This is a genomic window from Solitalea canadensis DSM 3403 (assembly GCF_000242635.2).
Lineage (GTDB): Bacteria > Bacteroidota > Bacteroidia > Sphingobacteriales > Sphingobacteriaceae > Solitalea > Solitalea canadensis.
This window is the reverse complement of sequence record NC_017770.1, coordinates 3553349-3579522: the sequence shown is the minus strand read 5'-3', so window position 1 is coordinate 3579522 and position 26174 is coordinate 3553349. Positions and strand designations below refer to the sequence as shown.

The window sequence follows — 26174 nt, the reverse complement described above, 5'->3', positions numbered from 1 at the left end:
TTAAGTAATTATAAAGAGCGGCTATTAAATTTTTAATAGCCGCTCTTTTGTTTACTTGCATAATTTGATAAACTTTTAACTTTTATGAAAGATTTAATTTTATATTGGATTCGAAAAAAATAAGATTTCCAAACCCAAAAATCAATGAATAAAAGTTTAATTGTTATTAGTGCCATTGTTTTAGTAGCATGTGGTACATCTAAAGTTGCTTCTACCAAAAATGCAGATGTTGAAAGAGGTGCTTTGAAATTTCCCGGATATACTTTGGAAGAGTATAAAGAGGGTAATGCTGCTAACCAAAAGTTTTGCAGTGGATGTCATGCGTTAAAGAATCCACAAGATTTTAGCGAAACACAGTGGAGTATGATCGTTCCAAAAATGGTCAAAAAGGCAAATCGTAAGGCCGGAAGTGACGTGATTAACCCGAAAACACAGGAAGCCATTATGAAATACTTAATAACCATGAGTTCTGCTCCTGTAACAGCGAATAAATAAGCATAAAAAAAGTCCATGGAAACCATGGACTTTTTTTGTCTATCTCATCTCTTTCCAGGCATTAATCAACCCATTAGTTGATGAGTCATGTGAAGTGATCTTATCAGATGATTTTAATTCAGGTAAAATAACATTGGCTAACTGCTTACCTAATTCAACACCCCATTGATCAAAGCTGAAGATATTCCAGATAACACCCTGAACGTAGATCTTTTGCTCGTACATTGCTAACAACGCACCTAAATTAAAAGGAGTCAAACGCTTGTAAATAATTGAGTTGGTCGGACGGTTGCCTTCAAATACTTTATACGGAGTAATAAAGTCAATTTCTTCCTGTGATTTACCTGAGCCTAAGAACTCATCTCTTACATCTTTTTCAGTTTTTCCAAAAGCTAATGCTTCCGTTTGAGCAAAAAAGTTGGACAGTAATTTCTCATGATGATCACCCATGTCATTTAAAGGCTGGGCAGCAGCAAGAAAATCAGCAGGAATCAATTTGGTGCCCTGGTGAATTAATTGATAAAATGCATGTTGTCCGTTAGTTCCAGGTTCACCCCAAATAATAGGTCCGGTTTGATAACTAACTTTATTACCCGAACGGTCTACATATTTACCGTTACTCTCCATATCCCCTTGTTGGAAATAGGCTGCAAAACGATGTAAATATTGATCATAAGGGAGTAATGCATGACTTTCGGCTCCAAAGAAGTTGTTATACCAAATACCTAACAAAGCTAAAACAACCGGAATGTTTTTAGAGAAGTCAGCAGTTTTGAAATGCTCATCCATTGCATGAGCACCACTCAATAATTCTTCAAACTTTTCAAATCCGACACTTAAGCAAATGGATAAACCAATGGCACTCCATAATGAGTAGCGACCACCAACCCAGTCCCAAAAACCGAACATATTGTTTTCATCAATGCCGAACTCAGTAACTTTTGTTTTATTAGTTGATAAGGCGACAAAGTGTTTTGCAACCGCAGCATTATCTTTTGCAATGTTCAAGAACCAGTCACGTGCGCTTAACGCATTGCTCATAGTTTCTTGAGTTGTAAATGTTTTTGAAGCAATAATGAATAAAGTAGTTTCCGGATTTAACGTTTTTACAGTTTCTGCAAGATGTGCTCCGTCAACGTTAGAAACAAAGTGAAGGTTCAGGCGGGTTTTGTAATGCTTCAATGCTTCACAAACCATATACGGACCAAGATCTGAGCCTCCAATACCGATGTTAACTACATCAGTAATTTCTTTGCCGGAAAAACCTTTCCATTCGCCTGAGATAACCTGAGCAGAGAATGCTTTCATTTGAGAAAGTACAGCATTAACATCAGGCATTACATCTTTTCCATCTACTAAAACAGGTGAGTTTTTGCGATTACGTAAGGCAGTATGTAATACAGCTCTGTTCTCAGTTGCATTAATTACATCCCCGGAAAACTGTTTTTCAATAGCCTCTTGCAAGCCACACTCTGTAGCAAGTTCAAACAAAAGTGCTAACGTCGTATCATTTACTCTATTCTTAGAATAATCTATTAACAGATCATTAAATTGAATATGGTGAGTTTGGAAACGATTGATATCGTTTGCAAAAAGATCACGTAAACTGACGTTTTTAAATTCCTCATAGTGTTTCTCAAGCTTTTTCCATGCCTGAGTTGAGGTTGGATTAATACTTTTAAGTGCCATTATAATTGTTTGTGTTATTTTCTAAGTGTCAAAAATACACAATTAAACAGTTGGTTGTGGATGAAGTTTCAATACCTTTTCAGCAAACTCATAACAGGCTGATTGAACACTTTTTACATCCTTACTTCTTATGTGGTTGCCAATGACATGCGTTTCGGGTCCAGGTAAAGGTTTAAATTCTTTTTCTGAATCGGGTGTTCCCAGCTGGCTCATCATTTCTTTCATAGCTGATACTTTTACCGTAGGATCTTGATTTTTTTCATCCTTATAATAACATACTATCAGCACAGGACATTTTACTTTTTCAAAAGTCTTTTTGGTCATTGAAGTTTCTACCAATTCTTCTAAAGCAGGAACGGCCTCACAGCGATAAGAGTAATACCAGTATTTTGTTAATTCAGGATTATCAACAGGGGAGCTTTTAAAATCACTTCCTGTTACAAGTTTTGTTAACTGCAATCCCCAGGGATCATTGGTGATAAAAGCCGCAGGATCATTAATTGCAACATTGGGAGAAAGATTTATAAGTCCATAAATCTCCGGGTAAGTTGCTGCTAATTTTAATGCCAACGTACCTCCTGTTGAAGTGCTAAGTATAATAACCTTTTCACCTAGTTGTTTAGCAACTGCATAAGCTTGTACAGCGCTTCTCCAGTATTTTTCAGCAGTTAGATTTGCCAGTGCATCACTGGTATCGATTCCATGTTCTGAAAGACGAGCCAGGTAAAGATTGCAACCATATCGCTTGGCAAATTCCTTATGTACCGGATTTCCTTCTTCCTGGCTGGCCGAAAATCCATGTAAATAAAGAATAACATACGTCGTTTTTGATTTAGTACTATCATTCCAGATAATTTGCGATTCATTACCGGGTTTTATTTTATGCGGACTATCAATGTTCTTAACATACAACTGCAATTGTTCTGTGTCTGCCGGAACGATAGGTAAACTTGCGTTATACACAGGTTTCTCAGGTGTTGGTCCAAGGAAATAAACAACGCCGATAATAAAAAGAACGGCAATAAGTAGTCTAATAGCTTTTCTCATATTGAATGTATAATTAAACCCAAATGTAAAGGAAACTTTAGAAGTTAATGTTTGTATAGTTTAATTGAAAGTTATGATAACGAAAATACACGATAAATCTTTGTAAATTTAAGTAGGATAAACGTTTTTTGTTATGAATACTCAATTGATTTACTTAATTGTAATAACTATTCTACCACTTGTTCCTTCCTATATATTATATAAAACACTTCCTTCTAAAACTTCAGTTGCAGGACCTTTTAAAGGATTAACCTTAAATTTGTCGGGAGCATTTGCAGCCTATTTCCTATTGTTTATATCGTTAATGGGCTTTACTTATGCAAATAATTCATTATTAAGTGAAAACTCAGCATTAAAGGAGCGGATTATTTCATTTGAAAAAGCATCAGAAGTTTGGACTATGGAAGGTCAACTGGAAACAAATTCGGTTGAGCAAACCAAGTTTTTTATCGATGATGGGGAAGCTAAGGTTTTTTCAACCGGTCGGTTTAAAGTATTGATGAGAGTGCCGGTTCAGGATAGTAAACCTCAGTTGCCTGAAGCCATATGTATTTTTAACAGAAATTCTAGTTATAAAGTTATTGACTTAAACAGGTTATCTTCAAGTGATCTGAAAACTTACGGAATTGTTTTTTCGGATCAGGATAAATTGATCAGGTTTTCTCAACCCATAAAATTACCAACAACAGGGAAGATGCTTTATTAAGAAATAATACATAATCACTTACCTTTTAGTGAAGAATATCAATCTATAATTATCTGAGAATTAAATTTCTACCTAGTGTTGTGAAATATAAATATTGTGTCTACCTTTGCAAACCCCAAATTTGGGTGTAGTATTTAATTATTTAAAGAGAAAAATGCCTACTATTCAGCAATTAGTAAGAAAAGGTAGAGTAGCTCTGGTTGACAAGAGTAAGTCGCCAGCGTTGGATTCATGTCCACAGCGAAGAGGAGTATGTACCCGTGTATATACCACTACCCCAAAAAAACCTAACTCAGCAATGCGTAAAGTTGCCCGTGTTCGTTTAACAAACGGTAAAGAGGTTAACGCATACATCCCAGGTGAAGGTCACAACTTACAAGAGCACTCGATCGTATTGATTCGTGGTGGTCGTGTGAAAGATTTACCAGGTGTACGTTACCACATCGTTCGTGGAGCATTGGATACTTCAGGTGTTGATGGCCGTAACCAACGTCGTTCGAAGTACGGTACAAAACGTCCTAAACCAGGTCAAGCTCCAGCAGCAGCCGGTAAAAAGAAGAAGTAATTAATTCAAGGCAACAAAGACATTAAGAAAACAAAATGAGAAAGGCAACCCCTAAAAAGCGCATTATTTTGCCTGATCCTAAATTCAATGACGTAATGGTAACCCGTTTCGTTAATCATATGATGTGGGATGGTAAAAAGAGTATTGCGTACGATATTTTCTACAAAGCAGTTGAGTTAGTAGAGAAAAAAACAAGTGAAAACGGATTAGAGACTTGGAAAAAAGCATTGGCTAACATTATGCCAGCTGTAGAGGTTAAAAGCCGCCGTGTAGGTGGAGCTAACTTCCAGGTTCCTACAGAAGTTCGTCCTGGTCGTAAAACGGCTTTAGGAATGAAATGGATGATCCTTTATGCTCGTCGTCGTGGTGAGAAAACTATGAACGAGCGTTTAGCGGGTGAAATCATTGCAGCAGCTAAAGGTGAAGGTGCGGCAGTTAAGAAAAAAGAGGATACTCACAAAATGGCTGAGGCTAACAAAGCATTCTCACACTTCCGTTTCTAAGAACTAATACAAAAGAGAAATCATAAGACGATGTCAAGAGATTTAAAATACACAAGAAACATCGGGATCGCAGCTCACATTGATGCTGGTAAAACCACAACAACTGAGCGTATCCTTTATTATGCAGGTGTGAACCACAAAATTGGTGAGGTACACGAAGGTGCTTCAACAATGGACTGGATGGTACAGGAAGCAGAACGTGGTATCACTATCACTTCAGCGGCTACTACAGTTTTCTGGCCGTACAGAGGTAACAAATACCAGGTAAACGTTATCGATACCCCAGGTCACGTGGACTTTACCGTAGAGGTAAACCGCTCACTTCGTGTATTGGACGGATTAGTGTTCTTGTTCTCAGCTGTTGATGGTGTTGAGCCTCAATCAGAGACTAACTGGCGCTTGGCTGACAACTATAATGTAGCTCGTATCGGTTTCGTTAACAAAATGGATCGTTCTGGAGCTGACTTCTTAAAAGTTGTTAAACAGGTTAAAGATATGTTAGGTAGCAACGCAATTCCTTTGCAGTTACCTATCGGAGCGGAAGAATCATTCAAAGGTGTAGTTGACTTGATCAACAACCGTGGTCTTGTATGGAATGAGCACGATAAAGGTATGACCTTTACTGAAGTGCCTATTCCTGAAGATATGCTTGATGAAGTTGCTGAGTGGAGAGAGAAATTATTAGAATCTGTTGCGGAATACGATGAGACTTTGATGGAGAAATTCTTCGAAGATCCTAATTCAATTACTGAGCGTGAAGTATTAGACGCTTTACGTCAGGCTGTATTGGATGCTAAAATCGTTCCAATGGTTTGTGGTTCATCTTTCAAAAATAAAGGTGTACAAACCATGTTGGATTACGTAATGGAATTATTGCCTTCTCCAATGGATCAGGAAGCCGTTAAAGGTACTAACCCTGATACCGGTGAAGAAATTTCTCGTAAGCCAGATGTTAAAGAGCCATTTGCAGCTTTAGCATTTAAAATTGCAACTGACCCATTTGTAGGTCGTTTGTGTTTTATCCGTGTTTACTCAGGTAACTTAGAAGCAGGTTCTTACGTTTATAATGCTCGTTCAGAGAATAAAGAGCGTATTTCTCGTATCTTCCAAATGCACGCTAATAAGCAAAACCCTATTCCTAATGTAGGAGCAGGTGATATTGCTGCAATCGTTGGATTTAAAGATATCAAAACCGGTGATACTTTGTGTGATGAGAAAAACCCAATCGTTCTTGAAGCGATGGATTTCCCTGAGCCAGTTATCGGTTTAGCAATTGAGCCTAAAACTCAGGCTGACGTTGATAAGTTAGGTATGGCTTTAGCTAAATTAGCTGAGGAAGATCCTACCTTCCGTGTTCAAACTGACGAAGATACTGGTCAAACAGTTATCTCAGGTATGGGTGAGCTTCACTTAGAAATCATCGTTGACCGTTTGAGACGTGAGTTTAAAGTTGAGTGTAACCAAGGTGCTCCTCAAGTTTCTTACAAAGAGGCTATCACTGGTTCAGTTACTCACCGTGAGGTTTACAAAAAACAATCAGGTGGTCGCGGTAAATTTGCTGATATCCAAATTGAAATTTCTCCAATTACTGAAGAAGGTAAATCAGGCTTACAATTCGTTAACGAAATTGTGGGTGGATCAATTCCTCGTGAATTTATCCCTTCAATTGAGAAAGGTTTCAAATCAGCAATGGCGAATGGTGTATTAGCTGGTTACGAAGTTACAGATATGAAAGTTCGCTTGTTCGATGGTTCATTCCACGCTGTCGATTCAGATGCCTTGTCATTTGAGATCTGTGCTCGTTCTGCATTCCGTGAAGCATTACCAAAAGCTCGTCCTGTGTTAATGGAGCCTATCATGAAGGTAGAAGTTCTTACACCTGAAGAGAATATGGGTGATGTTATGGGTGACTTGAACAAACGTCGTGGTCAACTTGAAGGTATGGATACTCGTGCTGGTGCACAAGTAATCAAAGCTAAAGTTCCATTGAGCGAAATGTTTGGTTATGTAACCATTTTACGTACCATTACCTCTGGTCGTGCTACTTCTACTATGGAGTTCTCGCATTATGCAGAAGCTCCTAAAAACGTAGCTGAAGAAGTAATTGCTAAAGTAAAAGGCAAAAAAGCTAACGCATAAATTTAAGATGTGAGTATTGGGATTTGTGATTTGAGACTTTTCTCACTTCTCAAATCTCATCTCTCATATCCAAAAAGATAAACTTCAATCCGTAGTAAATAGCTCTTACGGTGCGAAAATTTAATAAAACAAAAAGATGAGCCAAAGAATTCGTATTAAATTAAAATCTTACGATTACAACTTAGTTGATAAATCAGCTGATAAAATCGTAAAAACTGTTAAGCCTACTGGCGCAGTAGTTAGCGGACCACTTCCGTTACCAACAGAGAAAAAAATCTTCACTGTACTTCGTTCTCCACACGTTAACAAAAAAGCACGTGAGCAGTTCCAATTATGTTCTTACAAACGTTTATTGGATATCTATAGCTCTAACGCTAAAACTGTTGACGCGTTGATGAAACTTGAATTACCTTCAGGTGTTGAAGTTGAGATCAAAGTGTGATAGTAGATACTGAAAAGAAAAGGCCGACTTATGTCGGCCTTTTTTGTTTTTGGACTGTTCCGTCCTGAAATAAGTTGACACAACAAGAGTTAACTATATGAAAGATCAGGAAATTAAGAGTTACCATCGAAGGACTCAAAAAGATTACAGTTTAGCCTTTAAACTGGAGATTGTGGACGCGGTAGAAAAAGGCGAACTTACATATAAGCAGGCGCAGCTTCGTTACGGAATCCAGGGAAGAAGCACTGTTTTGGTTTGGTTGCGAAAACATGGTAGATTAGACTGGAAAGAATCAGAGCTCATGAAACGCGATACGCCTAGTAAAAAAATAAAAGAACTGGAGAAAAAGCTCAAACGGCTGGAACAGGAAAAGGAAATACTGAACCGGGCCATCGATATAGCCGACAGCCAGTTTCATACCGATATTCGAAAAAAGTATTTGAGCCTGTTATCCGAAGCTACAAAGCAGGCTCAGTCAGAGGAGGATATCCCGTCAAATTTGTAGCAAACACTTTAGGTTATAGCCGACAATACTTTTACAAGCACTGTAAAGAGCAGGCTTTACAAGCAGCGCAAGAAGCTGCCGTAAAGAAACTGGTTGAAAAAGAACGGAAAGTTTTATCACGCTTAGGTGGACGGAAATTGCATCATCAGCTTCGGGATAGCTTTCAGGCTCAGCAGATCAAAATGGGCAGGGATAAACTCTTTGACTTCTTACGTAATCATCAGTTGTTGATTTGGCCTAAACGGCGGTATGTGCAAACCACTATGTCCAAACATTGGCTCAGGAAATATCCCAATTTGCTTAAAAACAGAACGGTTGATCAGCCTGATCAGGTTTGGGTAAGTGATATCACCTATTTAAAAACGGATGAGGGCAACTGCTATCTAAACTTGGTGACCGACGTCTATAGCCGAAAGATTATGGGTTATGTAGTAGCAGATAGCATGGAAGCAGTCCAGATGAAGCAAGCCCTTCAAATGGCCATTAAACACCGCCAAACAAAAACGGATGGATTGATTCATCATTCAGACAGAGGATTGCAATACTGTAGTGCAGAATACGTGGGCCTTGCCAGTTCACATGCAATTACCATGAGCATGACCGAACAGTCCGATCCGTATGAAAATGCGCTGGCAGAGCGAATGAACAGAACGTTAAAAGAAGAATTTGGCTTAGGGAATAGGCTGAAATCTAAGCTTCATGCAAAATTATTAGCAGAAGAAGCCGTAAATTTATACAACAACTATCGTCCGCATTTATCTTTGCAAATGCAAACACCTCAGTGTGTTTATAAACAAAAATCCCAGCTACTTATGCAACTGGGATCTGTATAAAATCTGTCAACTTATTTCAGGACCATTCAGACTGTTCAGGAAAATTCATCTTATGCTGAATTAGCTAGCCATTGGAATATTTAAACTAAACAATGTTCCTTTAGTATTATCAAGTTTGAAATGTCCATTTAGTTGTTTACTTAACACTTTAACCAGTTTTAAACCAAATGATGATTGAGGATTCTCCCATTTTTCCGTTGGTAAACCAGGTCCGTTGTCTTCAATTGATAATTTAATTCCTTCTTCAAGCGTCAAACTTATGGTTAATTCCGGCCTTTTTACATCTTCATAAGCATATTTAAATGCATTGGTAATCCATTCATTAATAATCAAACCTAAAGGAATGGCCTTATCAACATCTAGTTCATCCAGATCAATCTCAATTTTTAGTTGAAGGTCATCTAATGAAAAACCGAAGCTTTTGGACAAACTCTCACATAAATCAGTAATGTATTCTTTCATGTTCACCATTCCGGGATTATTGAGCTGATAGAGATTACGGTGAATAAGCGACATTGCTTCAATACGTTGCTGTCCGGTTTGCACAACCTTTTTTACATCCTCATCCACCAGTCGGTTCGACTGCAAGCTGAGCAGACTTGATATGATTTGAAGGTTGTTTTTTACACGATGATGAAGTTCTTTAAGTAGTAACTGAAGTTTATCTGCCTGTTGAACAATTTTTTTATTGTTATTTCTAATCTGGCGATATTGAAAACTTAATATGATGATAGATATTACTACAATGGAAAGTACTACAATTGCTAAGGTGAACTTAGCAGTATTATTCTTCTCGATCTGATTCAACAGCGCAATTTGTTTGTCCTTCAGTTCTGATTTATATTGAACTTCCAACTCATTAATTGCTTTAAGATTATCAACTACACCAAGTGAATCATGGATGGAGTTGTATCTTTTCAGATAATCTAATGAAGCTTTATAGTTACCATTAAGGGCATTATATTCTGAGAATTCCCTATAAATCTCCATCTCCCTGAAAATACGTTTGGTTTTTTGTGAAGCAATTAGTGCTTCATTTAAATAATGCTCACCTCTTTTATTGTCACCTTTCTTGTAATAAGCAATTCCTAACCAACTACTTATGTATGACAGGTTACTAAAGTCGTTATTCTTGGTACTTATTTCATGACCTTTTAATCCATAATATATAGCACTTTCAAAATCATTCCTATGTTCAAGATAAAACTGAGAAATATTACTATAATATCCGGGACGTTCAAGTTTATACTTAGGTGAGCTTTCTGCAAGTTTTAATCCTTCAAGATGTGTGGTGATAGATTTATTAATATAGTTTTCATTATTTGTCACCATACCATAACCCCTCCAGATCATAGCATTTACCCTCATCAGGTAAATAATATTTACAGTGTCTTTTGAAGTAATTGCCTGATCAAGACCTTTTTTTGCATTTTCCATTGCTAATGAATAGCTCTCTTTCTCTTTGAAAACATTAGCTAAAATGGCATGTAACCAAGGAATTTGCTTTGTATTGTTATTTAGATGTGCCTCTTTTAATCCTTCCATTGCTGAGGTAATCGCCTTTTGATGTTGCCCCGTTCTCCATAAATATTTGGCTTCAAGAGTTTTCCCTTTGATATAAGCATCGTTATTATCTGTTGAAACCTCTAGCAAATGTTTTGAATAATAATTAATGGAATCGCTTAATGAAGTTCTATTTCCTTTTTTATATAACTCTTCAATTGCTATAGGAGATAAAACCTTTTTGAATTCATTAAATGGTGGATTTTCCTTTTTGCAGGCAATCATAAATCCTGTTAAAATAAAGCAAAATGCCAATATTGGGTACCTGACTGAGCAATGGTTCATTGGATAGATTTAGGTTGATAACTTAAGGAGAGCAGTAATAACTAGTTAATAGTCAAACAAAAATAATAAATAATGCGAATGAGTTAAGCGTTTAAGTCTGTTGTTTTATTTATTTTCGCAATTGTAAAAATATTTAAATATCATTTATTTCTATTAAGCTCTCCTCATTTATCATTCTTATGAAAGACAATATTAATGTAATGATAGTGGAAGACGAGGCCATTCTTGCGATGGATTTGGAAGAGAAACTATTGTTGGAGGGCTTTACAATTGCCGGAGTTGCCGATAATGCAGATGAAGCATTATCAATATTCAAAAATAATGCGGTTGACCTTTTATTAATGGATGTGAGTATTAAAGGTGATTGTGACGGCATCGAAACAATAAAGAGAATTTTATCAATGCGAGAAGTTCCGTTTATTTATTTAACTGCATTTACGGATGCAGCGACTATTGAGCGAGCTAAGGAAACCTTCCCATCAGCCTATTTGGTAAAACCTTTTCAAATTGCAAACCTGAGAATAGCAATTGAGATGGCTCTCAATAATTTTGCAGTTCGGAAAGAGGTGGATTCAACTCCTGTTTTTACGCTGCAAGGCAAAGAAAAGGAGCAGAGCGGGAAAGAATCTATCTTGCATTTTAATGGACATGTTTTTATTAAACAGAATTATCGTTTTTTAAAGATTAAACTCGAAGACATATACTATCTGGAAGCTGAAAATAACTACACCAATATATATACTGTCGATAAGCAATATTCGCTTCGTTTATCATTAAATGCTATTCTTGAGAAACTTGAAATGCCCGGACTTATTCGTGTCCATCGATCCTATGCAGTAAATCTCGATCATTTAACCACATTTAATGATGTCTTCTTAAATATTGGGAAAAATGAGGTTCCATTAGGTAGAAATTATAAAGATGAATTTTTCAAATGTTTTGATTTTCGTTAATCATTCCTCTCTATAAGATACTTAAAAAGTAAGGTTAATCATTATTCTTTACAGCAATAATTTTGCTGTTCACATGCTAAAGTATTCCTTTCACATACATTGTTAATAGTTAAGAAGTAGTGATGATTAGGTTTGGGTTTGGTTTATAGGCCTTGTTGGTGGTTCTATATACTATTCAATCTAAATCATTCACCACTTAAACTATGATTGCACATTTACTTAAAAATTGTAATTGCCTTAAACGGTTTCAATTAAGGAAGCGACTATTTCGTTTTCTTCCTTTACTTATGTTACTGCTTTTCGCAACAAATCAGAAAACATTAGCTCAAGGTGACCTGAATATTCAGGGTAAAATGTCGAGCTCTGTAGATGATCAATATTTTCACTTCAACTGGTGGGGCTTTGCGCGTTACGATACCGACGGTAAGGTGTGGTGTGATAATGTAGATAGTGAGAACAGTCACATTTTGAAAACTTGGTCTGGAACGTCTCCCGGATGGGCCGGTTTTGATAGTGGTTCATTAAGTTCTGCTTCTGCCGGAGCCGGAAACGGGGCTATACAATTAGGCCCAAGTATGCCGTATACAATCGTTTTCAAATACGAAACCGGAAGTAACTCTACCGGTTGTAATTTGCATTGGGGGTATTCATCTTTTTCGGGAACAACCGCTAAAATCAAAGCGCCAGTCAACCTGTTAGCTTCCTTTCAAACTTCACCAAATTATTCCGTTAAACTGACTTGGAATAAAGGTACGTCTATCGATAACAATAACATCCAATACCTCATTAAGCGTAATGGAACCGAGATTGCCAGAGCGAGTGGTGGATCTGTTGAGTTTGTTGACACCGGGATTTTGCCAGGGATGGGTTATTCTTATACGGTTCAAACAATTGTTGGTCCTAATGCTCCCGGAGATTGGATTAGAGATGTTTCAGATGCTGTTTCTACAACAATCTCTTCCCAATCATTTCAGTTAACGGCAACCCAAACAGATGTTGGTAGAATAAAGTTAACATGGCCAACGCTAAGTAGTATTAAGGGATTAGAGCGCATTGCTATTTTTAGGGATGGTGAAGTAATAACTGAGCTTACTAAAACAACAAAAACTTATAATGATCCGGATGTTATGCCAGGCATGTATTATTCCTATCGCTTGGGTTTAATTGAGGATGAAGATCCTAATACACCAGCAATTGATGTTAACAACTGGACATCCAATATTGCCAAGGGGAGAAGTTTACCCAAAGGGAAAATAAGCGGTTATGTTAAAGGAAAGACTAATGGTGGTGTACCAGGAGTAGAAATTACAGTAACCTCTAAAACCAACTTGTCTGATAAAGAAACAGCTCAAACCTATTCTTATACAACAACATCAGGGGCTGATGGCTATTATGAAATTAGCAATATCTTTTTTGCAGCATCTGCTGAATATATTGTAAAACCTAAAATGCCTGGTTACGATAAGCCTCGGTTTGATCCGGACAGCCTAATTCGTAAACTAGATATTGATAACTTTAATCAAAGCCAGGTAAATTTCTCTGACACAGCTTCCTTTGCAATTAGTGGAAAGGTTTATTTTTCGAGTTTGATAGATTCAAATGGAGTAAGTATTAAACTTCCATTGAAGGATGCAGAAATATGGGTAGATGGTAAAAATACGCAAACAAAAACCAGTCCTGATGGTAGCTATAGCACTACAATTATAAATGGAGGTGTTTATACAGTTGAAGCAAAGTTTAAGAATCATACTATAAAAGCAGTTGGAGAAATAGTAAGCAGTAAAAGAGTAAGCGTTTATAGTTTGGTTAATGGAGTTGACTTTGAAGATTTAACAACAGATACCTTAAATATACATGTAGCAGCAAGTTGTGATGCCTTTATTGGTGAGTATGCGTTGGTAAAGTTGACTTCCGCAGTTGCTGGTGTAACACCTACAGGAGATAAGCTGATTTATGGAAAACCCATTAAGATTAGTTCAAAAGCCTTTTCGAGAGGAACTACATTCGGCCAAAAGGAACCGGGCATAACCTCTTTAATTTTACCTGCAACCCAGTTTAATGTTCAGGTAGTAGAGGTAAGGGAGCTCAATGGGATTAATAGCAATAAGCTTGAATATTTTACACGTGAGTACAATGTACAAAGTGCAGATTTAGGAAAAAGAGATACCATTGATGGAAAAGCAGTAATTAGACAAGCTGATTTTATTTATCATAAAGACCTTGAGGTTCTATTAAATAACGGTAATGACATCTTCTCTGAGAAAAAGAAATTCAGGCCAACTGGTCAGGATAAATTTTTAGTGGCTCAAAATGATAAGTACCCGGTAAACATTAAAATAAGAGAAACTTATGAGTATGATGGCGTTCAATACAATTGTGCACTTGATACCGGTACCGTATATATTTATGATGCTATTTCTGATAGTACTGATCGCCAGGAGTTAAAAATGGATTCTGGGTTTGTAAAGTACTTTGTCAAAGTCGGACAACCTGTATTAGAAGCTCCTTATGAAAAATCAATTCAATTTGTAGGTAAGGTTGGAGGCCGACAAACAAGTGTTATTGTAAAAGCTGTTGTTGAAGGTGAAAGACCCCGACGAGAAACTTTTGTTACAAAAACTCCTGAAATACCATTCTTTGTATTACATGATCCTCCGGGAGATAAATCCTTTTCAAAAATATCTAAAGGGACAACCATTTCAACCACAAGCACTACTCAGTATGGCGGTGGAGCAGGGGGAGGAGCTTATGCTGATGTAAAAACTGGTAAAGGGGTGGTGTTACCTATTATTGGTAAAATAGGAGCAGCTATACAGATACAGAGTGAAGTAGAAGCGGGGGCCGACAAAAACTCAGGCACTACTACTAATAGAACAATTACGTTTACGGAAGATTTCTCTACTTCAGGAGAGGAAACATTGGTTGGCAATGAAGGTGATTTATATGTGGGTGCCTCTCTTAATATGACTTATGCTTTAACGGATAAGTTATACTACAATGAATCCAAACAAGATATGGATAGAGATACCTCATTAGCTGTAAATAATGATGGTTTCAATACCACTTTCTTATACACCGAGAAACATATTAAAAATACTTTACTGGCACAACTGAGTACGCTTTATAGTATTTCAAAATCAGATTATGATGTAGCTTACCAGAAAGTGAAAAGTGGAGACAACAGTATTAGTAATGAAGTGTTGGAGAAAATGAACCAACAGCAGTTGGAGTATAAAGCTAATATTGATGCCTGGAAGTCCGCCTTAGTAAAAAATGAAGCAAACAGAAAAAATGCTAAGGATCGAAAACTGCCTGATGGGGTGAAGGGTGTTGTTGGAGGTAATATTTCTTTTAGTTCTGGTGCGATCTATGATAATACGATAAGCATTGATGCTGATACTACAACGTTTGATGAAGTTTCAGTTTACCTTAATGGATATGTTAAAGTAGGTATTTCAATGCATGGAGGTGAGGCAAATGAAACTAATGCCGGAGGGTTAGTCACTTTTAGGTTTAACCATAGCAAGAATAAGGAAAACAGTACTACCACCAGCACCACAACCAGTTATCATTTAGAAGATAATGATATAGGTGATTTCTTCTCAGTAGGATTAGCAGAGGATCAGGTTTATGGAACCCCTGTTTTTAAAACCGTTTCGGGCTCTTCAAGCTGTCCTCATGAAAATAATACGCAGTTCAGGCATTTACCTGCAATGCAAATTGCCGGTGTGAGTGAACAGCGAAATGTTCCTTCTGATAAACCTGCGAAATTTGAAATTCTAATTTCTAACAGAAGCGAAAGTGATGAAACTGTTGAGTATGCCATTAAATTAGATCCATTATCTAATCTGGATGGAGCAAAAGTTTTAGTGGGTGGTCAGGATGTAACCAATAAGGCAGCTACTTATTATATTCCAACAGGCAAAAGCTTTAAACTTCCTGTTGAGGTGTATAGAGGTCCGTTAACAAGCACTTATGAAAATCTAACATTGGTAATTTTCTCAACTTGTGATAACACCTTAGATGATATTTCAGAATTTGATACACTAGCTAAACCAAAAGTTAAATTTAACGCCTATTTCCAAAATAGATGCAGTGATGTTGATCTCTTTGTGCCTGGAGATAATTGGGTGGTAAATCAGTCAAACAATAATCAATTATTTGTTGCCTTTAGTAAGTATGATGCCTCAGAATCATCGCCACTTACCACCGTGGGTTTGCAGTACCGCAAAATAAATACTGATTATGAAAATGGATTATGGCAAACTGTTATTACTGTTCCTAAAGCTAATTTAAAAGACAAGTATTATGATTATACATTCGATGTTAGCGGATTGCCGGATGGTAATTATGAGCTAAGAGCAATCGCTATTTGCCAGGGTGTGGATGTAAATTATTCACCAGTGTATAAGGGCAAAATAGATCGAAAGTCGGCCGTAGCATTTGGTGTACCAAGTCCGAAGAATGGAATATTAACGGTAGCCGATATTATCGGAATAACCTTTAATAAAGATATCGTGTATGCAGATATTTCAAATCCGGTGAAGGTCACACTGAAGCGTAAAGATAATGGTCAGCTTATTCCTGCTACTTTTTTAAGTGACGGTAAAAACTTTGAGATCAGGACTATTCCCGCCAATGCAATTAACGATTATGAAAATGTTGAACTGATTGCAACCATTAAGAATTTAACCGATGTAATAGGAAATAAAGTGGCAGACAGCATAAGCTGGAGCTTTGTAGTCAATTTAAGTCCTGTTTATTGGTCGCCCGCTAACATTACAATCAATGCAATAGAAAACCAGCAAACTAGTTTTGGAGCTAAGTTGATAAACAAATCGGGCACACCCCAAAACTTTTCATTAATTAAATACCCCGAATGGCTGCGTCCAACAATTAAATCAAGCAAAATTGTGGCACAGGGTCAGGAAAACATCGACTTTGAGTTGAACAAAAATCTTAATACCGGAACTTATGCAGATACAGTTATTGCATTAATTGATGGTAAAAGACAGTTCCTGTATGTAAAAGTAAATGTTTCGAAAACTCCCCCTGTCTGGACGGTGAATCCTTCCGCGTTCAAATACAATATGGCCGTGACTGCCCAGTTTAGTCTTAATCAAACTGATACGCTTACTTCAAAAGACATTAGAGACAAAATAGGTGTTTTCGTAGGAAATGAATGTAGAGGCATCGCACCTATAGAATATGATAGCGATGCAAATAAATACATCGCGTATATTACTGCTTATTCGAATACAGCAGGAGAGGAGCTAACTATTCGTTTTTGGGATGCTTACCCAGGAGTTGAGTATCAAGGCAAGGAACTACTTTCCTTTGTGGCCAATGGTACAATAGGTAATTTAACAAACCCCATCATTCTACATCCGGAAGGCGTAATTCAAACAATTCCTTTAAAGAAAGGTTGGACCTGGATTTCATTAAATGTGGAGAACTCGGATATGAGTTTGAAAAAGATTTTAAGCTCATTGAAGCCCACAGAAGGTGATATTATTAAAACACTCAGCAATAATAATACATACAGTCAGTATTCATCAAAATTAGGTTGGGTTGGAACGTTCGATAAAATCAACTTATATAATAGTTATATGATTTATGTAGCTAAACCTGATACATTACGAGTGCTGGGTAATTTCATGACTCAACCGGCCAACGTGGTATTAAATAAAGGTTGGAACTGGACAGGATATCCTATGGCTATAAATATGGAATTGGGTACATACTTGAAAAATTTTAACCCATCAGACGGATTAAAGGTAGTTAGTCAGGAGGAATTTGCTCAATATAATGCGGTAACCAAAACATGGTCGGGTAGTTTGAAATATTTACGACCAGGCAAAGGGTACAAGATTTACAGTGGAACCGACACCTTTACTATTCCAGTTATTCCATATGCTCCAAATCCAGGCGAAGATCAAGGAAATATCCAGACGGCCCCAGTTTATAATCCAGCAGCGCCAACGATCATCAATAATAACAATACAACAGTTACCAGTACAGTTTATCAAAATACATCGGTAAATACGGTTAATTATGAAAATAACATGTCGGTTACCTCGGTGATAAATCAAGGTGGACAGATTATAAACAACACCAACAACCGCTATGAAACTTATGTATATGTAGAAAATAAACTGGTAAATATTGTAAACCAAGTTGTGCTGCCGGATGGAAAATCGGTTGGATTTATTCCGGTGAATGGTGATAAAACAGATGATGGCAAAACAGTGGAAATTAAGGTTTATGATAAAGTGGAAAAGAAAGAGTACACAGCCAAAGTAGAAGAACCTCTAAAACAGCAAGGAGATCAAATCACCGGAAATATTGACCATCCTGTAATATTAGTATTAGAAGGAAATGCAGATTTGAAGGTGGAAAATATAGTTGAATCTTCGGAAGTAAATAAGGGTGAAAACTTTAACTACATCATTAGGATTAAAAATGTAGGTAAAGATCTAGCTGTTAATGCAATCTTGAAAGATACACTTGACGCAAGCATTAATTACATATCGTCTTCATTTGCTAATACCTCTTTTAACGATGTCGAGAATGTTATGGAGATTCAACTGGCAAAATTAGAAGCAGAGGCTGAACAGGAGATCATTCTAGTGTTGAAGGCGAACAAGATAGGTGATACATACCTCGGTAAAGGAAATATAGTTGTTAATAATGATGTAAACCTTAGTAATAACTCACTGAAACCTCAATCACTAAGGGTGATTGATAACCGATCAAATAGTGCTAAGCTATTGATACCTTCTTTGTTTACTCCAAATGGAGATGGCATAAATGATCTGTTTGAAATTGTTGGAGTGAATGAGTTTTATGCATCTAATACCTTAATCATTTTTAATAAAGCCTATAACCAGATTTTTAAGAAGGATAATTATCAGAATGATTGGACTGGCGATAATTTACCAATGGGTTCATATGGCTACATTCTTAAGGTTAAAGGCAAGGATGGAGTTGAACAGGTATTTAAGGGATATATAACAATTGTTTATTAAAAACTAAATCAGCAAAACTTGAATGGGTGATTGTTGATTTATTAAACCTTAAAAATTATTATGAAAACTATATATAATAGCACAGTAAGGATAACAGTAATACTGTTAAGTTTTACTATGCCGGCTTTTGCACAAGTGGAAATGCAAGGGAGCCAGTACTTATTTGATAAAACCTATGTTAATCCAGCTTTTTCAGGAAGCAGTGGATTGATCGCTGCTAGTGCGAACTTCCAGCTAAAAGAAATAAGTCAGAATCCGGGTAAATCATATAATATTAATGCAGCAGGAAATTTCTACCTATCTAAAATTAAATCAGGAATAGGAGTAAATGTTATGAGTATGGTATTTGGAAATGATCATTATACTACTGCATATATTAATTATGCCTATCATCTTCAGGTTTCGGAAAAAGTTGGTTTATCGTCAGGATTAAGTTTGGGTTTACAGCAATTTCAAATTAATCTGGCCGACCTAACAACAGTAAATCCCAATGATCCTTTAGAAAAGCAAAACATTTATAGCTCTAAAATGAATGCGCGCTATGGACTTAGTGCCACCTTCAATAATAACTACTATGTTGGGGTTTCCTTTGACAATATATTATCCTTTTACACCAATAAGCAAGATCTCGAAAATCAAATACCTCCAATGTTTAGGAAGATCAGTATGTATATAATAGGAGGGGGAGAGATTCGACTTAATGATGTCAATAAGCTTGAATCGGGCCTATTAATAATGAAAACATTTAAAGGAATGAATGCATATGATCTCAATGTTATGGCAACATTAACGGAAGGAATTGATGCAGGGATTGGTTACCGTTATCTGAGTGAAATTAAGAATGTAACAACAGATGAAAACGGGAATGGTCAATCATCATTTCGACCAATGATCAGGTTTAAATTAAATACTGGCAAGAATAATCAATTTTTAAAAGTTGGATATGCCTATAACTTTAGTATAGGAAGAGAGACCGGATTAAATACAGGAGCTCACGATATTTCATTATTGTTTAGCATGGGTAAATAATGAAAATAATAATTGAATAATTATCTATTCATTCATTTTGGGATCGAAGTCCCGGGTAGAAATATCCGGGACTTTCATTTTTCAGGAATGAAAATCAAGAACAGAAAGTGGACTTATTTGAATGATAAAAAATATTGAAAATTAATTGATTAACTCTTTGAAATTAGATAACAGTTTTCTACCTTTGCGGTCCTTTAACGCGTGAAGTGTAACATTCTAAAAACCAAAATGTTTGCAGTTTGTGAAGCAGAAGCAATAAAGGAGAGAGAAAAATTAATTAATTAATCAATTTTTAGAATGTCTGGTATTATAGGTAAGAAAGTTGGAATGACCAGCATCTTCGGTGCCGATGGAAAAAACATTCCATGCACAGTTATCGAAGCTGGTCCTTGCGTAGTTACGCAAGTAAAAACTTTAGAAAAAGACGGATACTCAGCGATCCAGTTGGCCTACGACGAGAAGAAGGAGAAAAACACTTCTAAACAGTTGTTAGGTCACTTCAAAAAGGCTAATACCTCTCCTAAGCGTAAGCTGGTGGAATTCAAGCACTTTGAAGAAGAGAAAGCATTGGGTGAAGTAATTTCCGTAGACCTTTTCGCAGAAGGCGACTACGTAGAAGTTGTAGGTACTTCAAAAGGTAAAGGTTTCCAAGGCGTAGTTAAACGTCATGGTTTCTCAGGGGTAGGTGGCCAAACTCACGGTCAGCACAACCGTTTGAGAGCTCCTGGTTCATTAGGTGCATCTTCATGGCCTTCACGTGTATTCAAAGGTATGCGTATGGCTGGTCGTATGGGTGGTAACCGCGTGAAAATTCAAAACTTACAAGTTTTAAAAGTGTTCACTGAGCAGAATTTATTAGTTATCAGCGGATCAGTTCCTGGTGCTAAAGGTTCTTATGTAATTTTGGAGAAATAGCCATGGAAGTAAAAGTAGTAGATATTACAGGAAAAGAAACAGGCAAGACCGTTACTCTTGCTGACAATATATTCGGCATCGAGCCTAATGACCATGCTATTTACTTAGACGTTAAGCAATATTTAGCTAACCAACGTCAAGGTACTCACAAATCGAAACAACGTAACGAAATCTCAGGTTCTACCCGCAAGCTTCATAAGCAAAAAGGTACCGGTGGTTCTCGTAAAGGTAGCATCAAAAACCCGTTGTTCCGTGGTGGAGGTCGTATTTTTGGTCCACAACCTCGTGACTATAGCTTTAAGCTAAACAAAAAACTCAAATCTTTAGCTCGTCAGTCAGCATTGACTTACAAAGCTATTGAAAGTAACATCGTGGTTTTAGAAGATTTTTCTTTCGATACTCCTAAAACTAAAAATTACTCAAGCTTAGTAAGCGGTTTAAAATTAGCAAACACTAAAACTTTATTAGTTATTGCTGATGCTAACAAAAACGTTTACTTATCAAGCCGTAATTTACCGAAAGCAAAAGTAATCACCGCTTCTGAATTGAGCACTTACGCTTTATTGAATGCTTCGAAGCTTTTGCTTACTACGAGTTCAGTTAAAACTATCGAAGAGTCATTTGCTAAGTAACAGTAACAATGGAAATCTTAAAAAAACCGGTATTGACAGAAAAAGTTGCGGGCTTAACTGAAAAGTTAAATCGCTTCGTTTTTGTTGTCGACAAAAATGCCAACAAAATACAGATTAAAGACGCCATTCAGAAAATGTACGGTGTTACTGTTGAATCAGTAAACACAATGCGTTATAGCGGTAAAGTTAAATCGCGTGGTACAAAACGTGGCTTTGTAGTGGGTAGAACCCCGTCATACAAGAAAGCGGTGGTAACAGTAGCTAAAGGCGAAACCATCGATTTTTACGGAACAGTTTAATTGATTTGAGAAATGGCTATTAAAAGATATAAACCAATTACTCCAGGAACTCGTTTCAGAATTGGTGCTGATTTCTCTGAAATCACTACCAACAAACCTGAAAAGTCACTGGTAACCAGTATTAAAAAATCTGGTGGTCGTAACCACGATGGTAAAATGACTATGCGCTACATCGGTGGTGGTCATAAAAAAGCCTATCGTATCATTGATTTCAAGCGTAATAAAGCTGAAATCCCTGCTACAGTAGCTTCAATTGAATACGATCCTAACCGTACAGCATTTATCGCATTATTGCACTATGCTGATGGTGAGAAACGTTATATTATCGCTCCTGAAGGCTTAAAAGCCGGACAAAAAGTTGTATCGGGAGAGAGTGCAGCACCGGAAATCGGTAATGCATTACCATTAAAAAATATTCCTTTAGGTTCAGTAATTCATAACATCGAATTACACCCTGGACAAGGCGGAACGTTAGCTCGTTCAGCAGGATCATATGCTCAGTTGGCAGCTCGTGACGGTAAATATGCCGTTGTCAAAATGCCTTCAGGAGAAACTCGTATGATTTTGTTAACTTGTTTAGCTACAATCGGCGCAGTATCTAACTCAGATCATCAGCTTGAAAGAAAAGGTAAAGCTGGTCGTAATCGTTGGGTTGGTAAACGTCCTCGCGTACGTGGTGTTGCAATGAACCCTGTTGATCACCCTATGGGTGGTGGTGAAGGTAGAGCCTCAGGAGGCCACCCTCGCTCACGCAAAGGTTTATTAGCGAAAGGTTTCAAAACCCGCGAAAAGAAAAAAGCATCGAATCGTTACATTATTGAAAGAAGGAAAAAATAATGGCTCGTTCAATTAAAAAAGGTCCATATATCGCTCATCACTTGGAAAGCAAAGTGCTTTCTCAAAATGAAGCAGGTAAAAAATCGGTTATTAAGACCTGGTCTCGCAGATCAATGATCTCTCCAGACTTCGTAGGTCATACATTCGCAGTACACAACGGTAATAAATTTATTCCTGTGTACGTAACCGAAAACATGGTTGGACACAAATTAGGTGAATTTGCTCCTACACGTACATTCCGTGGTCATGGAAGCGATAAAAAGAAATAATAAAAAATGGAAGCAGTAGCAAAATTAAATGATTGCCCTACCTCGCCTCGTAAGATGCGTTTGGTAGTTGACCTGATCAGAGGTCAAAAGGTAGAACATGCTTTACATATTTTGAAATATAACACCAAGGAAGCTTCAGTAAGAGTTGAGAAACTTTTATTATCTGCTGTAGCTAACTGGGCGGCAAAAAATGAAGGTGTTCGCATTGAAGACGCTGAGTTGTATGTAAAAACTGTTTTCGTTGACGGAGGCCGTCAGTTGAAACGTTTACGTCCTGCACCTCAAGGTCGCGGTTACCGTATCAGAAAGCGTTCAAACCACGTAACGTTAGTTGTAGACAGTAAAAACAGTGCTAACTAAAAACTAATTAGAAAAAACATGGGACAAAAGATTAATCCGATTAGTGCTCGTTTGGGCATCATCCGTGGATGGGATTCTAATTGGTTTGGTGGCAATAACTACGCTGATAAACTGGTTGAAGACGATAAAATCCGCAAATACTTAAAAGCTCGTATCGCTAAAGGTGGTGTTGCTAAAGTTGTTATTGAACGTACTTTAAAACGTATCACTATTACTATTCACACTGCCCGTCCGGGAATCGTGATTGGTAAAGGCGGTCAGGAAGTTGATAAGATCAAAGAAGAGTTGAAGAAAATCACTAAGAAAGATGTTCAAATCAACATTTTTGAGATCAAACGTCCTGAGTTGGATGCTACTTTAGTAGCTGAAAGCGTAGCTAAACAATTAGAGGCTCGTATCTCTTTCCGTCGTGCTATGAAAACTTCAATCGCTGCTACTATGCGTATGGGCGCTGAAGGTATCAAAGTAATGGTATCTGGTCGTGTAGGTGGTGCTGAAATGGCACGTACTGAGCAATATCGTGACGGACGTGTGCCTTTGCATACATTCCGTGCTGATATTGACTATGCTTTAGCAGAAGCTCAAACTACTTATGGTAAAATAGGTGTTAAAGTTTGGATCTGTAAAGGTGAAGTTTACGGTAAACGTGATCTTTCTCCAAATGTAGGCGCACAACAAGCTGCTGGTAAAGGCCGTGGCGAAGGTGCTTCTTCATTCAACGAAAGAGGCGGACGCGATAACAAAGGTGGTCGTGGTCGTGATAACCGTGGTGGTCGTGGCGGTGATAACCGTGGCGGAAACCGTGGTGGCGATAACCGTGGCAAAGGCGGTCAAAACCGTGGCGGAAAACGATAATTTATTTTTAGAGAACATTATTAAAGAATAATAATATGTTACAGCCAAAGAGAACTAAGTTTAGAAAAGCGCACAAAGGCAAAATGAAAGGCAATGCCAAGCGTGGTTTCGAACTAGAATTCGGCTCATTCGGAATCAAATCTCTTGAAGAATGCTGGATTACTGCACGCCAAATTGAGGCTGCTCGTATCGCGGTAACACGTTCAATGAAACGTGAAGGTCAAGTTTGGATCCGTATTTTCCCTGATAAGCCAATCACTAAAAAACCTGCCGAAGTACGTATGGGTAAAGGTAAAGGTGCTCCTGAATATTGGGTAGCTCCAGTTAAACCTGGTCGTATCATGTTCGAGGCAGAAGGTGTATCACTGGAAACTGCGAAAGAAGCATTGCGTTTAGCAGCTCAGAAACTTCCGGTAAAAACTAAGTTCGTAGTTCGTAGAGATTACGTTGAAGCTTAATCTATTGTTGAACCGGTAAAAATTTAAAACAATGAAATACGCAGAAATTAAAGAGTTAACAACAGAAGAAATCAAAGCGCGTATTGCCGAGGAAAAATCGAATTTAACGAAAGCTAAATTCAGCCAGGCAGTTTCAGCTCTTGAAAATCCTCTTAAAATCAAGGCTCTTCGTAAGGACATTGCTCGTTTAAACACTGAGTTGACTCAGCGCAATAACGCTGCTTCTAACCAGTAATAAATACATTTTTAGCAAAATGGAAAGAAACTTAAGAAAAGTTAGGATCGGGAAAGTAGTCAGTAACAAAATGGACAAGTCTGTTGTGGTTACTGTTGAACGTAAAGTAAAACACCCGATTTATGGTAAGTTTATCAAGAAAACTACCAAATTTATGGCTCATGACGAGAAAAACGAGTGCGGTATCGGTGATACTGTATCTATTATGGAAACTCGTCCGCTGAGTAAGAATAAAAACTGGAGATTAATCGAAATTATTGAGAGGGCTAAATAATGATACAACAAGAAAGCAGGCTTACTGTTGCTGATAACAGTGGTGCCAAAGAAGTATTATGTATTAGAGTTCTGGGCGGTACCGGCAAGCGTTACGCTTCTGTTGGTGACAAGATCGTTGTTTCTGTAAAACACGCTATTCCTTCAGGAAACGTTAAAAAAGGAACTGTATCTAAAGCTGTAGTAGTTCGTACCAAAAAAGAAGTACGTCGTAAAGACGGTTCATATATCCGTTTTGATGATAACGCTGCTGTGTTGTTAAACAACCAGGACGAGCCACGTGGAACTCGTATCTTTGGTCCTGTTGCCAGAGAGTTGAGAGAGAAACAATTCATGAAAATTGTATCATTAGCTCCGGAGGTGTTATAATATGAAAAAAACTGTTAAATCACAGCCTAAGCTGAAAATCCGCACCGGAGATTTAGTTAAAGTTATCGCAGGTGATGCGAAAGGTACTCAAGGTAAAGTACTAGCTGTAGATATCGCAAGAAACCGTGCTACTGTAGAAGGTGCAAATATGGTTTCTAAGCATACTAAACCTAATGCTAAAAATCCTAACGGTGGTATCGTTAAGATGGAAGCACCAATCAATATCTCTAACTTGAAATTAGTTGATCCTAAATCAGGTAAATTAACTCGCGTTGGTCGTAAATTGGTTGATGGTAAATTAGTACGTTACGCAAAAATTTCAGGGGAGGTTATCAAGTAATGTCATACGAACCAAGATTAAAAGCAAAGTATACTACCGATGTAGTACCTGCTTTGAAAGAGAAATTTGCTTACAAAAGCAGCATGCAAGTTCCTAAGCTTCTTAAAATTTGTTTGAGCCAAGGTGTTGGTTCAGCAGTTTCAGATAAGAAACTTATTGATAATGCTGTTGAAGAAATGACTATCATTTCTGGTCAAAAAGCAGTAGCTGCAAAGTCGAAAAAAGATATTTCGAACTTTAAGTTACGTAAAAACGTTCCTATCGGTGTTCGTGTTACGCTTCGCGACAATAATATGTTCGAATTCCTTGATCGTTTGATCGCTGTTGCATTACCTCGTATCCGTGATTTCAAAGGTGTTAACGATAAAGGTTTTGATGGACGCGGTAACTACACTTTAGGTGTTACTGAACAAATCATTTTCCCAGAGATCAACATTGACAAAATCAATAAGATCATGGGTATGGATATTACCTTTGTAACTTCGGCTGAAACAGATGCTGAAGCGTTTGAACTGTTAAAAGAATTCGGTTTACCATTTAAAAAATAAGT

27 protein-coding genes are annotated in these 26174 nt (G+C 37.3%); 24 read left to right on the top strand and 3 right to left on the bottom strand.

The features are described 5' to 3' along the window. Window positions 1-144: 144 nt before the first annotated feature. Complete coding sequence (locus tag SOLCA_RS14850) at window positions 145-495, top strand: hypothetical protein (RefSeq protein WP_042479904.1); 351 nt, start codon at window positions 145-147, stop codon at window positions 493-495. A 39-nt stretch (window positions 496-534) separates the two neighbouring features. On the opposite strand, the gene pgi is transcribed toward SOLCA_RS14850, so the two are convergent. Continuing rightward, window positions 535-2184, bottom strand: a complete 1650-nt coding sequence (gene pgi / locus SOLCA_RS14845) for a glucose-6-phosphate isomerase (protein ID WP_014681285.1) — start codon at window positions 2182-2184, stop codon at window positions 535-537. A gap of 42 nt (window positions 2185-2226) precedes the next feature. After that, complete coding sequence (locus tag SOLCA_RS14840) at window positions 2227-3231, bottom strand: alpha/beta hydrolase (RefSeq protein WP_014681284.1); 1005 nt, start codon at window positions 3229-3231, stop codon at window positions 2227-2229. Between the two features lie 133 nt (window positions 3232-3364). On the opposite strand from SOLCA_RS14840, the gene SOLCA_RS14835 reads away from it, so the two are divergent. The 7 genes from SOLCA_RS14835 to SOLCA_RS14805 all read left to right on the top strand — a co-directional run bounded on the left by SOLCA_RS14835 (window position 3365) and on the right by SOLCA_RS14805 (window position 8924). Next, complete coding sequence (locus tag SOLCA_RS14835; protein ID WP_014681283.1) at window positions 3365-3937, top strand: hypothetical protein; 573 nt, start codon at window positions 3365-3367, stop codon at window positions 3935-3937. A 154-nt stretch (window positions 3938-4091) separates the two neighbouring features. After that, window positions 4092-4502, top strand: coding sequence for a 30S ribosomal protein S12 (gene rpsL / locus SOLCA_RS14830; protein ID WP_014681282.1), 411 nt, complete (start codon window positions 4092-4094; stop codon window positions 4500-4502). A 35-nt stretch (window positions 4503-4537) separates the two neighbouring features. Continuing rightward, the gene (gene rpsG, locus SOLCA_RS14825; RefSeq protein WP_014681281.1) at window positions 4538-5005 is read left to right on the top strand and encodes a 30S ribosomal protein S7; all 468 of its coding nucleotides are present in this window, start codon (window positions 4538-4540) and stop codon (window positions 5003-5005) included. 30 nt (window positions 5006-5035) lie between these two features. Continuing rightward, a complete protein-coding gene (gene fusA / locus SOLCA_RS14820) occupies window positions 5036-7144 on the top strand; it encodes an elongation factor G (protein ID WP_014681280.1) in 2109 nt (702 codons plus the stop codon). A 136-nt stretch (window positions 7145-7280) separates the two neighbouring features. After that, a complete protein-coding gene (rpsJ, locus tag SOLCA_RS14815) occupies window positions 7281-7586 on the top strand; it encodes a 30S ribosomal protein S10 (RefSeq protein ID WP_014681279.1) in 306 nt (101 codons plus the stop codon). A 97-nt stretch (window positions 7587-7683) separates the two neighbouring features. After that, entirely contained in the window at window positions 7684-8091 is a 408-nt protein-coding gene (locus SOLCA_RS14810; RefSeq protein WP_042479901.1) for an IS3 family transposase, read from the top strand. Further along, window positions 8037-8924, top strand: a complete 888-nt coding sequence (locus SOLCA_RS14805) for an IS3 family transposase (RefSeq protein ID WP_157604733.1) — start codon at window positions 8037-8039, stop codon at window positions 8922-8924. Before SOLCA_RS14810 ends, SOLCA_RS14805 begins: the two co-directional genes overlap by 55 nt. A gap of 60 nt (window positions 8925-8984) precedes the next feature. Here SOLCA_RS14805 and SOLCA_RS22475 read toward each other — a convergent pair whose 3' ends face one another. Further along, window positions 8985-10772: a sensor histidine kinase gene (locus SOLCA_RS22475; protein ID WP_081480003.1), complete on the bottom strand. Its 1788-nt coding sequence runs from the start codon at window positions 10770-10772 to the stop codon at window positions 8985-8987. 179 nt (window positions 10773-10951) lie between these two features. Between SOLCA_RS22475 and SOLCA_RS14795 the strand changes: the two genes are divergently transcribed. The 16 genes from SOLCA_RS14795 (at window position 10952) to rplE (ending at window position 26172) form a co-directional block, all read left to right on the top strand. Beyond that, window positions 10952-11725: a LytR/AlgR family response regulator transcription factor gene (locus tag SOLCA_RS14795; RefSeq protein ID WP_014681276.1), complete on the top strand. Its 774-nt coding sequence runs from the start codon at window positions 10952-10954 to the stop codon at window positions 11723-11725. 287 nt (window positions 11726-12012) lie between these two features. Beyond that, complete coding sequence (locus SOLCA_RS14790) at window positions 12013-18753, top strand: T9SS type B sorting domain-containing protein (RefSeq protein WP_042479895.1); 6741 nt, start codon at window positions 12013-12015, stop codon at window positions 18751-18753. A gap of 60 nt (window positions 18754-18813) precedes the next feature. Further along, window positions 18814-19782, top strand: coding sequence for a PorP/SprF family type IX secretion system membrane protein (locus tag SOLCA_RS14785; RefSeq protein ID WP_014681274.1), 969 nt, complete (start codon window positions 18814-18816; stop codon window positions 19780-19782). Window positions 19783-20079: 297 nt separating this feature from the next. Then, window positions 20080-20697, top strand: coding sequence for a 50S ribosomal protein L3 (rplC, locus tag SOLCA_RS14780; RefSeq protein WP_014681273.1), 618 nt, complete (start codon window positions 20080-20082; stop codon window positions 20695-20697). Between the two features lie 2 nt (window positions 20698-20699). Then, entirely contained in the window at window positions 20700-21329 is a 630-nt protein-coding gene (gene rplD, locus SOLCA_RS14775; RefSeq protein WP_014681272.1) for a 50S ribosomal protein L4, read from the top strand. Between the two features lie 8 nt (window positions 21330-21337). Next, entirely contained in the window at window positions 21338-21628 is a 291-nt protein-coding gene (rplW, locus tag SOLCA_RS14770; protein ID WP_014681271.1) for a 50S ribosomal protein L23, read from the top strand. Between the two features lie 12 nt (window positions 21629-21640). Beyond that, window positions 21641-22465, top strand: coding sequence for a 50S ribosomal protein L2 (gene rplB, locus SOLCA_RS14765; RefSeq protein ID WP_014681270.1), 825 nt, complete (start codon window positions 21641-21643; stop codon window positions 22463-22465). Then, window positions 22465-22734, top strand: a complete 270-nt coding sequence (gene rpsS / locus SOLCA_RS14760; RefSeq protein WP_014681269.1) for a 30S ribosomal protein S19 — start codon at window positions 22465-22467, stop codon at window positions 22732-22734. The genes rplB and rpsS overlap by 1 nt, the downstream gene beginning before the upstream one ends. Window positions 22735-22740: 6 nt before the next feature. Further along, window positions 22741-23094 (top strand): 50S ribosomal protein L22, encoded by a 354-nt coding sequence (gene rplV, locus SOLCA_RS14755; RefSeq protein ID WP_014681268.1) that lies wholly within the window; start codon window positions 22741-22743, stop codon window positions 23092-23094. An 18-nt stretch (window positions 23095-23112) separates the two neighbouring features. Further along, on the top strand, window positions 23113-23949 hold the full coding sequence (gene rpsC, locus SOLCA_RS14750; protein ID WP_014681267.1) for a 30S ribosomal protein S3: 837 nt from the start codon (window positions 23113-23115) through the stop codon (window positions 23947-23949). A gap of 35 nt (window positions 23950-23984) precedes the next feature. Next, window positions 23985-24407: a 50S ribosomal protein L16 gene (rplP, locus tag SOLCA_RS14745; RefSeq protein ID WP_014681266.1), complete on the top strand. Its 423-nt coding sequence runs from the start codon at window positions 23985-23987 to the stop codon at window positions 24405-24407. A 31-nt stretch (window positions 24408-24438) separates the two neighbouring features. Next, entirely contained in the window at window positions 24439-24642 is a 204-nt protein-coding gene (gene rpmC, locus SOLCA_RS14740; protein WP_014681265.1) for a 50S ribosomal protein L29, read from the top strand. Between the two features lie 19 nt (window positions 24643-24661). Continuing rightward, window positions 24662-24916 carry a 30S ribosomal protein S17 gene (gene rpsQ, locus SOLCA_RS14735; protein WP_014681264.1) on the top strand — a complete coding sequence of 85 codons (255 nt, stop codon included), beginning with the start codon at window positions 24662-24664 and terminating at the stop codon, window positions 24914-24916. Beyond that, the gene (gene rplN / locus SOLCA_RS14730; protein WP_014681263.1) at window positions 24916-25284 is read left to right on the top strand and encodes a 50S ribosomal protein L14; all 369 of its coding nucleotides are present in this window, start codon (window positions 24916-24918) and stop codon (window positions 25282-25284) included. Before rpsQ ends, rplN begins: the two co-directional genes overlap by 1 nt. 1 nt (window position 25285) lies before the next feature. Then, a complete protein-coding gene (gene rplX / locus SOLCA_RS14725; protein WP_014681262.1) occupies window positions 25286-25624 on the top strand; it encodes a 50S ribosomal protein L24 in 339 nt (112 codons plus the stop codon). Beyond that, the gene (rplE, locus tag SOLCA_RS14720) at window positions 25624-26172 is read left to right on the top strand and encodes a 50S ribosomal protein L5 (RefSeq protein ID WP_014681261.1); all 549 of its coding nucleotides are present in this window, start codon (window positions 25624-25626) and stop codon (window positions 26170-26172) included. Before rplX ends, rplE begins: the two co-directional genes overlap by 1 nt. Window positions 26173-26174 lie beyond the last annotated feature (2 nt).